This is a genomic window from Sinomicrobium kalidii, from assembly GCF_021183825.1.
GTDB lineage: Bacteria > Bacteroidota > Bacteroidia > Flavobacteriales > Flavobacteriaceae > Sinomicrobium > Sinomicrobium kalidii.
The window spans coordinates 3,989,471-4,002,982 of record NZ_CP089211.1; the positions used below are offsets into that span (position 1 = coordinate 3,989,471).

General features: G+C 45.4%; 9 protein-coding genes. 6 read left to right on the forward strand and 3 right to left on the reverse strand.

Annotated elements, in window-relative coordinates:
* Positions 1 to 795, forward strand: coding sequence for a glycosyltransferase family protein (locus LS482_RS16295; protein WP_233028574.1), 795 nt, complete (start codon positions 1 to 3; stop codon positions 793 to 795).
* On the opposite strand, the gene LS482_RS16300 is transcribed toward LS482_RS16295, so the two are convergent.
* Positions 792 to 1,586, reverse strand: a complete 795-nt coding sequence (locus LS482_RS16300; protein WP_233028575.1) for a DUF3405 domain-containing protein — start codon at positions 1,584 to 1,586, stop codon at positions 792 to 794. The two genes, LS482_RS16295 and LS482_RS16300, sit on opposite strands and share 4 nt — an antisense overlap.
* A gap of 371 nt (positions 1,587 to 1,957) precedes the next feature.
* On the opposite strand from LS482_RS16300, the gene LS482_RS16305 reads away from it, so the two are divergent.
* The 5 genes from LS482_RS16305 (at position 1,958) to LS482_RS16325 (ending at position 11,389) form a co-directional block, all read left to right on the forward strand.
* A complete protein-coding gene (locus LS482_RS16305) occupies positions 1,958 to 4,975 on the forward strand; it encodes a SusC/RagA family TonB-linked outer membrane protein (protein WP_233028576.1) in 3,018 nt (1,005 codons plus the stop codon).
* A gap of 37 nt (positions 4,976 to 5,012) precedes the next feature.
* Positions 5,013 to 6,614 (forward strand): RagB/SusD family nutrient uptake outer membrane protein, encoded by a 1,602-nt coding sequence (locus LS482_RS16310; RefSeq protein ID WP_233028577.1) that lies wholly within the window; start codon positions 5,013 to 5,015, stop codon positions 6,612 to 6,614.
* Between the two features lie 106 nt (positions 6,615 to 6,720).
* Positions 6,721 to 8,718: a DUF2264 domain-containing protein gene (locus tag LS482_RS16315; RefSeq protein ID WP_233028578.1), complete on the forward strand. Its 1,998-nt coding sequence runs from the start codon at positions 6,721 to 6,723 to the stop codon at positions 8,716 to 8,718.
* A gap of 142 nt (positions 8,719 to 8,860) precedes the next feature.
* Positions 8,861 to 10,144 carry a BNR repeat-containing protein gene (locus tag LS482_RS16320; RefSeq protein ID WP_233028579.1) on the forward strand — a complete coding sequence of 428 codons (1,284 nt, stop codon included), beginning with the start codon at positions 8,861 to 8,863 and terminating at the stop codon, positions 10,142 to 10,144.
* Positions 10,145 to 10,189: 45 nt separating this feature from the next.
* Positions 10,190 to 11,389 (forward strand): glycoside hydrolase family 88 protein, encoded by a 1,200-nt coding sequence (locus LS482_RS16325; protein ID WP_233028580.1) that lies wholly within the window; start codon positions 10,190 to 10,192, stop codon positions 11,387 to 11,389.
* Between the two features lie 33 nt (positions 11,390 to 11,422).
* Here the strand turns inward: LS482_RS16325 and apaG are convergent, their stop codons facing one another.
* Positions 11,423 to 11,809 carry a Co2+/Mg2+ efflux facilitator ApaG/CorD gene (gene apaG, locus LS482_RS16330; RefSeq protein WP_233028581.1) on the reverse strand — a complete coding sequence of 129 codons (387 nt, stop codon included), beginning with the start codon at positions 11,807 to 11,809 and terminating at the stop codon, positions 11,423 to 11,425.
* Positions 11,810 to 11,993: 184 nt separating this feature from the next.
* A complete protein-coding gene (locus LS482_RS16335) occupies positions 11,994 to 13,268 on the reverse strand; it encodes a type IX secretion system plug protein (RefSeq protein ID WP_233028582.1) in 1,275 nt (424 codons plus the stop codon).
* Between the last annotated feature and the right edge of the window lie 244 nt (positions 13,269 to 13,512).

The window sequence follows — 13,512 nt, forward strand, 5'->3', positions numbered from 1 at the left end:
ATGAAAAATAATATCGTAAAATTAAAGGATATCACTTTTTTTATTCCGATAAAGATTGATACTGTTAATCGGCTTGAAAATCTTCTGGCAGTGACGGAGTTTTTGTTGAAATATTTCGATACCAATATAAACGTTTGGGAATATGGATGTTGGAATAACAATATTTTGTCGAAACTTTTGCCAAAGGAAGTTACTTATAGATTCGTAGAAGATTATGACCCTATTTTTCACCGGACCAGGTATATTAATGATATGATTAAGAGGTGTAACACTCCGTATATATCCCTATGGGACACAGATATAATTGTTTCTCCCAGGCAAGTTGTGGAGGCCGTAGACCTTTTAAAGAAAGGAGAAGCCGATTTTGTTACCCCTTATAAGGATAAATTTTTGGATACCTCTTTTATCATCAGAGAATTATACTTAAAAGTAAGAGATATTGATGTACTTGAAAAAAACATTGGGAAAATGAATGAATTGTATAATCCCGATCCTGTAGGTGGAGTCTTTTTTGCCGGTACTGATGCTTATGTTAGTTCCGGAATGGAAAATGAAAATTTTTACGGTTGGGGAAGAGAGGACGGAGAACGTGTAAACAGATGGAGGATTCTGGGATATAAGCATAAGCATGTTTTAGGGCCATTATTCCATTTGTCTCATGAAAGAGGAGAAAATAGCAGATTTCATAGTCCCAGTCAAAACGATATAAAGTATTCCGAATTGCTTCGTATCGTTTCGATGTCAAAAGAAGAGTTAAATAATGAAATAAAAGCATGGAAAAGGACGCAGGCCTAATTCTTGACCGGGTGGTATAATATATTCGTAATACTGCCCACTGTTGTAAAAACGGGTCTCCATCTGAAGGTAGTATTAGGATTATGAACAGCTGTATTATTGGTATAATCTCCAATATAAAATTTAGATTCGTTTCCGCTTAAAACAAATTCCCCTTCACCACCAAAATCCATTATTTCAGATCCTGCATTTGCCAATAGTGTGGGGAGTAATACTTCATGATGTCCACACCATCCATCAAGCAAGGCCTGGTCTATAAAATGAAGCGCTTCTTTTGATATCCTGTATATGGGATTGAAAGATCTTATTCTTTTCTCCATCGGAATAGACTTATTATGGTATTTCAACGTGTCCCACCAGGGCCATTGAGGTTCAACATGAGATCTTTGAACATGTGTGCTGATAAAATCATTGTGCACATTGGAGAAAGAGTCAAAAAAAAGTTTCCAATTCCCGGTATATCTTACATCATCTTCTATATACCAGTAATAATCGTAATCAGGAAAATTCCTGAAAAATTTCAAAACGGGAAAGTGATTGTTGCCCGGAACAAGTTCAGACCCCAGAGAAATATACCCGAGATCTGAGAGAATGTTATCGGTAAAACAGAAAATGGGAAGTGAACTTAAATTTTCCGGGATTGCGGATCTACCTTGTTTATGATATAATAAAATGGCATCATTTCCTGATAACTTGGCTGTAGTATGAATATCCTTAAAGGTGTCAATTGCGGAAACAGATGGCTTATTACATAAAAATAGGAATACCTGCTTATTTTTTAATACGTTCATAAGGTATTTTTAAATATATGAAATCGGAAAGTTCTAAAGTCTTTAGAAACTATAGCCTCTAACAAATTTGTAAAAAATACATTTATTAACAAAATAATTTTTTTAGATTAAAAATTAGCTAAAAGCAATATTTATGGGTTTTTTTAGCAAATTCAAACCTATTCTTTTAATGTGATTTTTACATTTAATTTTGTTTTGACTGCAAATTCTTCTACATTTATCCCCGTGTAACACCACGGCAGATCATTTTGAGGGGGCGGTAAACATAAATAATACAATCGATTGTTTTCGGGGCTTCATAAATGAAAACCGACATTTTTTCCTTTGCCAGAAGGAAGCGAACAAAACAAACTAACTAAAAACTTTAACGAATGAAACAAATCACAAGACTATTGCAGGGCATTTGGTGTATACTGCTCGTAAACCTGGTTTCAACAGCAGCACTTCATGCCCATGATACTTCCCGTAGCGGAGAAATTCAGCAGGGCATAACCGGACAGGTGACCTCTGCAGCAGATGGCCAGCCGCTTCCGGGGGCCTCCGTGCTGATTAAGGGGACTTCCCAGGGGGTAGTCACCGATTTTGACGGTAACTATGCACTGGCAGCAGGTGACCCCGACGCGGTACTCGTATTTTCCTATGTGGGTTTTAAAACCACTGAAGTACCTGTTAATGGCCGGGATGTTATCAATATTTCCCTGGAAGAAGACCTGGCACAGCTCGATGAGGTTGTAGTGGTGGGATACGGTACGCAGAAACGGTCGGATGTAACGGGAGCGGTGGTTTCCGTGCCTAAGGAACGTCTCTCCAATCTTCCGGTAACCAATGTTTCCCAGGCCATACAAGGGACTACAGCAGGACTTAATATCAACCAAAATTCATCCGTTCCCGGTAGTACGGGAGAGATACAGATTCGGGGGGTAAATTCCATTAATGCCAACACCAGTCCGTTTATAGTGGTGGACGGCTCTCCTTTTTTCGGTTCTACCAATGATATTAACCCCGGAGATATCGAATCCATAGAAATACTAAAGGATGCTTCAGCCGTAGCTATTTATGGTACACGGGGCTCCAACGGAGTGATACTGATCACTACCAAAAGGGGGCTGTCCGGGAAACCCAGGATCAGTTATAACGGGTACGCAGGGTTGGAAAGTTTATCTCATAAGTTGAAACCAAGAGGCCCTGAAGCTTATGTGCAAAAATATGCCGAATATATGCGTGCCAGGGGACTGGAGCAGACCGATGTACTTCCCAATACCTTCGAGATAGACAACTATAATGCCGGGATCACTACAGACTGGCTCGATGCCGTAACCCAGACAGGGGTTATCCAGGAACACAATATCAGCGTGTCCGGCGGAACGGAGAAAACAAAATATTACGTGTCCGGTGGTTACCTGGACCAGGAAGGTGTTATAAAGGGCTATCAGTTTAACAGGGTGAGCCTGCGTACCAATCTCGATATGGAGATCACCGATTATTTAAAAGTAGGGACCTCTGCCTTTTTTACAGCCAATAACTACGATGGGGGAAGGGCAAACTTTCTCTTCGCCACCGCTATGAGTCCGTATTCGCAGGTCTATGACGACGAAGGCAATTATGAAATATATCCCATGTCTCCCGAGCAGTTGTTTGAAAACCCCATGCTGGGCCTTACAACAGACCGCGAGGAAAGGGATAAGAACCTTACCGGGAATGTTTACGCCGAACTTACACCGGGTTTTATAGACGGTCTTAAATACAGGCTCAATGTGTCTTATGTACATCGCCCGGGCCGTCTGGCTACTTATTCCGGACGTGCGGCCAATGATAATAACGGTACGGCCTACATAAGAAATACCGAGGAAAACAACTGGGTCATTGAAAACATACTTACCTGGAACAAGGATTTTGGCAAACACCACATCGATGTTACTGCGCTGTACAGCGCTCAGGAAAATGAGTATTTTGCTTCGGCTGTGGATGCTGTGGGATTTGTAAATGATGAATTGTCTTTTAATAATATCAGTGCGGCTTCCAATATCAGTGCAGGCTTTATTGCCGATAATGTGCCGAGAGGTTCTTACAGCTGGCAATCTACATTACTTTCACAGATGGGGAGGATAAATTACTCATATGATAGCCGCTATTTGCTAACACTGACAGCCAGGAGGGACGGTTATTCCGCTTTCGGGGCCAATACAGATAAATACGGGGTATTCCCTTCCCTGGCATTGGGATGGAACATTCACAATGAAAACTTCCTGTCCGGTTCCGATAAGGTCAACCAGTTAAAATTGCGCTTTTCTTACGGAGAAACGGGAAACCAGGCCGTTGGGGTTAACCAGAGTGTTACTACGGCCAACACCGTTCTTTATCCCTTTGGAGGAGCAACCTCAGTGGGAGCCCTGGCGGGGAGAATAGGAAACCCCAACCTGAATTGGGAAACCACGGCTTCAGGAAATATAGGACTGGACTTCGGCTTTTTCGGAAACCGGGTACGCGGAAGCATAGAAGCATATAAAAGCAAAACCAGGGATATATTGCTTGAACGTAATATCCCCAGTGCCAGCGGGTACGAATCGGTGTGGGATAACCTCGGTGAAATGCAGAATACCGGTCTGGAAATAACGCTGAATACGGTAAACATACAAACCGATGATTTCAGCTGGGAAACCAGTGTCAATTTTTCTACGAACAAGAACAAGATACTGGAAATATACGGCGACGGCGAAGATGATATTGCTAACAGGTGGTTTATAGGTAAACCATTACAAGCCATATACGATTACAGGATGGTGGGAATATGGCAGGAAGGTGAAGATCCCTCCGGATGGGACCCTACCGCACAGCCCGGAGATATCAAATTTGCCGATCTCAACGGAGACGGTATTATAGACCCGGAAAACGACAGGACCTATCTCGGAACTTCCCTGCCCAAATGGTATGGCGGACTCACCAATACTTTCCGTTATAAAAACTTTCACCTGAGCGTGTTTTTACAAACCGCCCAGGGAGGGTTAAAGAACAACTCGGATATGAGTTATGCCGATGAAGCAGGACGCAGGAACACCCCGGCAGAGGTAGGGTATTGGACGCCCGAAAACCAGAGCGATAAATGGCCGTCCTTGCGATATACTAACACAAGGGGCTACGGTTATCCCAGAGATAACAGCTATGTACGCATAAAAGACGTGAGGTTGAGCTATTCCGTCCCGTCTTCCTTCCTGGAGACCTACGGAGTTAACAATTTAACCTTCTATGTGGCCGGTAGAAATCTTTACACGTTTACCGACTGGATAGGATGGGACCCGGAAAACGATCACGATGGCAGGGGGGCTGATAATTGGGAGAATAACTATCCCTTGACAAGAGCGATCTCTTTCGGACTGAACCTGTCATTATAATCAGAGGAATCCCGTAACAATCAAAAAGATAAAAGACATGAAATCATATATAAAAATAATAAGCTGTTTTTGCCTGGTGCTGCTCCTGTGTGCATCCTGCAGCAAGTCCTTTCTGGACGAAGAAACCAGGTCGAACTATACCCCGGAGGCGCTGACCGATGCCCTCGGGTTCGAAGCCGCTCTTATCGGTTTATACAATCATCTGAGTACATGGTATTCTAAGAGCGACCGCCAGGGTTGGGTAAGCGTGTGGCAGTCGGGGACCGATATTGTATGGCCCACACAACCACAGGGTATTGAAGTGCCTTATTACGAATACGACCTGCTGACCTCTGATGACGAGGCGGCTTATTTTACCTGGCGATGGGCTTACCAGATGATCAATAATGCCAATACGATCATTACCAACATAGAAAACCCGGAACTCGAATTTACCGGGATAACGGAAGAAGACAAAAACAGGATCAATGCCGAAGCCCGGTTTTTCAGGGCCCTGGCCTATAATATACTGGGTACATGTTATGGCGGGGTTCCCATAACTACGGAACCTCTGGCCGAACCGAAGACCGATTTTGTAAGGGCGTCTTTGGAAGAGGTGAACACATTGATCGAAGAAGACCTGCTCTTTGCGGTAAATAACCTTCCCGAAGTAGGAGAGGCTCCGGCTGAAGCCCGGGTAAACACATATGCCGCGGCCCAGTTGCTTGCATTGGCCTACCTGCGCATGGGGGAAGGGGCCAAAGCCGAAGAACAATGTGATTTTATCATTGACAGCGGAAAATACAGCCTGATAACCGAAAGGTACGGAGTGAATGCTTCAGAGCCCGGAGATCCCTTTTCCGATATGTTTATCTACGGAAATCAACGAAGGTCACAAGGCAATACGGAAGCCATCTGGGTACTGGAAGCAGAAAACCCGAGCGATGTTCCCGGCGGAATGACCGGCGCCCCGCAACAGCGAAGAGTATGGGGAGGAGCCTATCACAACCGCAAAGGCATGCTTCCGGCTGATTCCCTTGGAGGAAGGGGAATAGCCAGGATACGTCTGAACAACTGGGTGCTCTACGATCTTTACAACGAAAGCGATATGCGAAATTCCCAGCACAATATTCGCAGGGAATTCTGGTATAACGATCCCGAAGATGAAAACTACGGACAGCAAGTGCCTTATGAAGGACCGGATACCCTTTTTATTATTAATCCGTATACCATGAAGTGGCGGCACTTTGATCCGAGAGATACTTTTGGCTGGGGGATGTGGAAAGATTTTATCCTGATGCGCCTGGGCGAAACCTACCTGCTTCGTGCGGAAGCACAACTGATGCAGGGGAAACAGGCAGAAGCGGCCATATCAATCAATGCCATACGTGAAAGGGCCAATGCACCATTGGTAACTTCCGGAGATATCGATATGGATTTCATACTCGACGAAAGAGCACGCGAACTAATCGGTGAAGAAAACCGCCGGATGACCCTGATGCGTACCGGGACACTGTTGGAAAGGGCGCAACTGAATACCGGGGCCCCAAATGGCATGCAGATAAGGGGATTGACCCAAACCCATTTGCTGCTGCCCATTCCTTTGCGGGAAATACAGTTGAATAAAGACGCCACCCTGGAGCAGAACCCCGGGTATTAATAATTCTTTTACCTTGGTATGATAAAATATACCACATTAAAGATGCATATAATGACATGTAGGGGCGGATATGATCCGCCTCTCTTTAAAATAGTTAAAACAAGACATGTATAAATATCGTATCCACCTGTTTTTATTAGCTTTTATGCTGGTTTCCGTGACCCGTGCGCAACAGGAAGAACGGCAGGATATCCCGGAAGGCAGTAAAGTCCGGGAATATTTTGTGACCAACCTGGTCAAGATTGCAGGGCCTGTACTTGAAGCAGCCGGCAGAAACGAACTGAAAAAAAATATGCCCGTGGAAACCACTGCCCATCCCTGGGGAGACCGCAAGAAGGTAACTTATCTGGAAGCGTTCGGGCGTACCCTTTCGGGGATTGCTCCCTGGCTGGAGTTGGGTCCGGATAATACCGAAGAAGGGAAACTCCGGGAAAAATACATCAGGCTTGCCCTGAAAGGCATTCACAATGCCACAGATCCGGATGCTCCTGATTTTATGAATTTTACCGAAGGCGGTCAGCCGCTCGTCGACGCCGCCTTTTTCGCTCAGGGATTACTCCGGGCTCCCGGACAGTTGTGGAACAGGCTGGATAAAGAAACACAAAGCAATGTCATAAAAGCCCTTAAATCCACCAGGCAGATTTCCCCCGCATACAGTAACTGGCTGTTATTTACAGGGATGGTGGAAGCTGCTTTATTGAAATTTGAAGGAAAAGCAGACATGGTCCGCATCGAATATGCCCTGAACAAACACAAGGAATGGTATCTCGGGGACGGCATTTACGGGGATGGACCCGATTTTCACTGGGATTATTACAATAGCTATGTCATTCAACCCATGTTGCTTGATATCGGGGCTGTTCTGAAAGAAAAGAAAGAAGCCCTGGGAGACTGGCGTTACAAGAGTTTTCTCCGGGATTACAGTTTGTTCCGGGAAAGGGCGCAACGCTATGCGGCCATACAGGAAAGACTGATATCCCCTGAGGGCACTTATCCGCCCATAGGCCGTTCAATACCGTATCGTTACGGGGCTTTTCAGGCACTGTCGCAAATTGCCTTACTGCAAAAACTACCCGAAGAGATCACTCCGGCGCAGGTGCGTTCTGCCTTGTATGCCGTGGTAAAAAAACATCACAGCGCTCCCGATATGTTTGATGAAAACGGTTGGCTTACGCTGGGATTTTACGGCAGGGACCCCGAGATAGCAGAGGGTTACCTTTCTACCGGAAGCCTTTACCTGTGCACAGAGGTGTTTCTTGTACTCGGACTTTCCCCGGATACTCCGTTCTGGACCGATCCGCCGAAGGACTGGACCCAGAAAAAAGTCTGGAATGGCAGAAAAATATCCAGAGACCACGCCTTTTATCCGAAAAAGAACAGGGAACCCGATTGGGAAACCGTGATAGACAGTACTTCATTTGCCGGTTACAGTAATTTTGAAAAGCAATGGAATTATTTATATCCCTGGGGCAGCGACCATAACGGATCGGCAAGGATGTATGCAGGGCCGGAAAACCGCGAACAGCTAAGTCTCAACAATGAAGTGTTACAAATAAAGGCCACACCGGTCAAAAAAGATGAAGGAAAAAGCAGTAGTCCGCCCCATCTGAAAATAAAATACCATTCGGCGGCCGTACATGCCAAACATCATATAACCGTAAACAAGGAATATCCCGTGTATAAAATATCGGGAACATTTAAAGCACCGGTGACCAGGGGAACCTGGCCGGCCTTCTGGTTGACCGCGGTAGACGGCTGGCCCCCGGAGAGTGATATACTGGAATTCAAGGGAGATGCCTATAACTGGCAGAACACCTTCATCACCCCGGAAGAAGTGTCCACAATCAAAAAGAACATTCCGGACGCAATGGAGAAGTGGCATGAATATACAGCAGTACTGAAGCGGATAGACGATAAGATGACAACCATCGAATATTTTATAGATGGAAAGAAAACAGGGACCCACCGCGCAAATTTTACGGGAAAGCCTTTATGGCTGATCATTAATTTACAAATGGAAGGGTCGTCAGATCCCCCCGGTCCGGAGACCGAAACCTTTTATTACGCAAAGAATATAACAGTACAAAGGGCAAAAACACCCTGATTTTGAATATGGTGGCAGAGGCGCACGTCCGTGCACCTCAATGCATAGCCCTGTTCCGATCGATATAATTACAGATACAGAAGAAATATTGAAGTCAATCCGTAACATATTAGCCGTTACACGAAATCAGGGAATCATTTTGATGGTTGTCCTACTGATGGTTTCCGTAGTTGCCGCGCAGGATAAGATCAGGGAAACCGCAGTGGGGAACGGATGGGCAAACAATTCGGTGAATACAGTGATATTCCGGAAAAATGCCCTGACAACGTATAAGAAAAATCAGTTTGTAGCCTATTACGATCCGGAAGGTTTTCTCGTTCTGGGAATGCGAAAGCTCGATGCTGCGGATTGGAAAATAAAGCGAACCCCGTACAAGGGAAATGTTACCGATGCCCATAATGCCATCAGTATTGCGATCGACGGAAAAGGGTACTTGCATGTGGCCTGGGACCATCACAACACCCTGTTGAGATATACCCGGAGTATAAAACCATTCGGACTGGAACTGGATAAGGAAATGGCCATGACGGGGAAGGAAGAGGACAAGGTCACCTACCCGGAATTTTACAATCTCCCTGACGGAGACCTGCTGTTCTTTTACAGGGCAGGTGCTTCGGGCCGCGGAAATATGGTAATCAATCGTTATGATACCAGGCGAGGGGGGTGGAAACAGTTACACGCCAACCTGATTGACGGCGAAGGAGAGCGAAGTGCATATTGGCAGGCTTGTGTGGATCGCGAAGGGACCATTCACCTGTCCTGGGTGTGGCGTGAAACTTGGGATGTGGCCACCAATCACGACCTGTGTTATGCGCGGTCATGTGACGGTGGAATAACCTGGGAGAAATCCACCGGAGAAAAATACGAACTTCCCATCACAAAAACCACGGCAGAATATGCGTGGGAGATTCCCGAAAACAGCGGACTGATAAACCAGACGGCCATGACAGCCGATAAACATGGAAATCCGTATATAGCCACGTACTGGAAAAGGAAAGGGATTCCTCAGTATCAGGTAGTGTACCATGACGGAAGGAAATGGAGAAATATCCCGGGAAATTTCAGAAGCACTTCTTTTGACCTCGGCGGGGGAGGGACCAAAAAAATACCGATATCCCGCCCGCAACTGTTGGTCGGGGACAAAGAGAGAAAGACATGGCTATACCTGCTCTTTCGGGATGTGGAGAGAAAGAACAAGGCGTCCCTGGCCGGCCTTAAGGTTCCCGGAAAGGGGAAATGGATGGTAAAAGACCTTACCACCGAATCCGTCGGTCAATGGGAACCCTTGTATGATAAGGAGCTTTGGAAACACGAAAAGCAATTACACCTCTTTGTACAGCAGGTAGAGCAGGTAGACGGGGAAGGCGTAGCTGACGGGCAGTTAACGCCGGTGCGGATACTGGAAGTACCCCCAGGAAACCTATGATTGAAAGAAATACTGAATTAATTCAAGATACCAAAACGAACAGATATGATTAAGAAAATAAACGTATTGATAATGAGCCTGGCTTTTGTGCTTTCGATATACGGGCAGGAGAATAAGAATGATGCTTTTCAGGACAGGATAACGGAAGTTTTGCAACGTGCTTCCGTTCAGTATATGCATTTGAAGGATGAGCTTCCCGAAAACAGGTTTCCGAAAACATACCATGCTGCGGAAGATAAACTGGAAACCAGTGGCTCCGGATGGTGGTGCAGCGGATTCTATCCGGGCACCCTGTTATACCTTTATGAGGAACTCGGTGATAAGAAACTGAAGAAGGAAGCGGAACGTGCTATGAAAATACTGGCAAAAGAACAGTTCAATACCAGTACGCATGACCTCGGTTTTATGATGTTCTGCAGTTTTGGCAATGCCGAACGGTTAAACCCGTCACCTGCCTGTGAAAAAATATTGATGAACAGTGCAAGATCGCTGGCTTCCAGGTTCAATGAAACCGTAGGTTGTATCAGGTCATGGGATTCCTCCGATGACGACTACTTGGTGATCATAGACAACATGATGAACCTGGAACTCCTTTTCTGGGCTACGGAACACAGCGGAGACTCTGCTTATTACGATATCGCTGTGACCCACGCCGAGACAACGCTCAAAAACCATTTCCGGGAAAATCACAGTTCATACCACGTACTCAATTACAATGTGAATACCGGAAAAGTAAAACAAAAAAGGACTGCCCAGGGCGCTGCGGACGAATCGGCATGGGCCAGAGGACAGGCCTGGGGGCTTTATGGCTATACCGTGATGTATCGTGCTACCGGAAAGCAGAAATACCTGGATCAGGCCGTGAATATTGCGGAATTTATACTGAACCACCCCAACCTTCCAGAAGACAAGGTGCCTTACTGGGATTTTGATGCCCCCGGCGTCCCCGATGCTTTACGGGATTCTTCCGCCGGGGCCATTATGGCATCGGCTCTGCTCGAACTGAGCGGTTATGTCAAAGGCAAAAAATCCGGGAAGTATTTCTCGAACGCCGAAACCATGCTGACAACGCTGACCACAGATGAATACATTGCACAGGAAGGGACCAACGGAGGATTCCTGTTGAAACACGGCGTGGGGCATATCCCTGAAAACTCCGAAGTAGATGTGCCGCTGACTTATGGCGATTACTATCTCGTGGAAGCATTACTCCGATATAAAAATACAGGAAATACGGAAAGGTAACCGGAAATTTTGATGTGCGGGAATAAAAGACAATTAGTTAAGCGCAAAAGGGGCACATAACTTGAAAGTGGGGATATACACCCTGAATTTCCGGGTGGAGGTAAAGTTGACCATGTTATAGTGTCCCCGCATGGCCCCGATAGGGGAGGTGAGCAGGCATCCCGAGCTATAGGAGTGCGATTCTCCGGGTTTGAGGACGGGCTTTTTTCCGATAACCCCTTCGCCATCCACAAATTCCGGGTGGTTCAACGAATCGAAAATCTGCCAGTGGCGGGAGGTAAGTTGTACGGAGTCCTTGCTTTGGTTCTCTATGGTGATCTTGTAACCGAAAGCAAAATGCATCCTGTAGTTCTTGAAGAAAGTACCTTCAAAACTGGTGACGACAGAGATCTTTATGCCTTTGGTTATTTGTGTGATCATGTGAAAAAATTAGGATTGTATAATCACCGTTCGGGAGCGTCCGTAAAAAAACGGAATATCCCTGTAAACAAAAATACAAATTTTAGTTTTATCAGATTCAATTTGCGAATAAATTTTTTCTCCGGTACCGTGCGGAGTGTAAGGCCCCTGAAGACCGTGGTAACAAAGGGAACCATCCATATGATTAGTTGGAGATGTTCACCGATGTGCCGCTGCCTATTCCTATAATACTGTCATACATATCCCCGAAGTTGCGGTAATATACCAATACGAGATAATTGTTTTCCGTTTCAAAATGGTTGCCGTTAATGGTGGTATAGTCTGTTCCTTCGGGGCTTACCATTACGTATTTATAGTTATAAAAACCCTGTTTGAGACGGAGGGTTGCCCCCAGGGTTCCCGAATGTTCGTCCAGGGTCATTTTGTTTTCTTCCGTAAGCTGGTAATTGTTGAATTTTCCGTAGACATAAACGTCATTCAGACCTATTTCCTGAGTGTACCTGAGGCTGAAATGCACGTCGGCATAATCAGCTTCTGTATCGTTATCCCTGTTGTTCCCGTCAAGAGTACGCACGCGGAAATCCCCGTTGATATCCGGGTTATAGGTGTAGGGTTTGCCGTTTTCTACCGTATTGGTAAACAGATAGGTGTTGTATATGTCCTTGAGTTCGGTTCCGGATATGGTACTTGAAGACGTCCTTATTTCCTTGTTGTCAAAATAAAGGTATTCGTTGCCGCCGTCAAAAGCCGTTTCCCTGTCGTATTTATAGATCAGTTGATTACCGGAGTAGAACTGTGGTTTTATACCTGTTATGGCCGTATCCCAGTTGTGATTTTGAAGGATGGCTACTTTGACTTCCTGTTGCGGATTGACCAGGGTAAGATTATTGCTGTTTATGGTAAACTGTACAACCTGTTTTTCCCCGATAACCGACATTTCCCGGGTTCTCTTCAATACGACGCCTACGGAAACGAGGTCTTTGTAGATCACAAAGCGGCGGGAAAAAAGGAAGTTGTCCTGGTTGTCATATATTTTTAATATATAGTTTCCCGACAGTTTGAACCTTGTCCGCGAGTTGGGTAATGTAAGATCGTAATGCGAATAGGGTTGAAGCGTAGTGACCGAATTCCTGTAATCCTGGATCCGCTGGTTATCCATCCCTTTGAGGTATTGCGACTTTAAGAGGTTGGAGGGAGTCCAGTCGAAATTGCAGTGTACGATTTTGTAATAGTAGTCTGTCTCCCGTGCCCGGAGGTCGTCAAAAGACAGGGTAAAAGTTTCTCCCTGCGTAACTATGGGAAACTGATCGCCCCGGTTGTTACCATCGCTTTTGAACACTACGGATTTTATATGTTGCGGTGGCGCTGTTTCTTTTTCTTCCTGGGCCACGACAGTCAGGGCCAGAAACAGAAATACAAAGGTAAGTCCCGGAGCTAAATACTTCTTGCTGTACATCATGCTGTAAATATACACAAAAAAAGATGCGGGGAAGTGAAAGCTGTCCGATCCCCATTTTTGTCAGGAAGACTACAAGATTCCCTGCAAAATGGTTTTGGCTTTTGCAGTTTTTATGCTTTGCAGACAGGAAAACTTTTTATAACAGGACTTCGGTCAATCCCTTTCTGTCTTTTCTGACCGCCCTGTACGGGTGGACGAGATCAAGAATAAGCTTTTGTTTAGAATGAGTATAAATAGTAAAAAC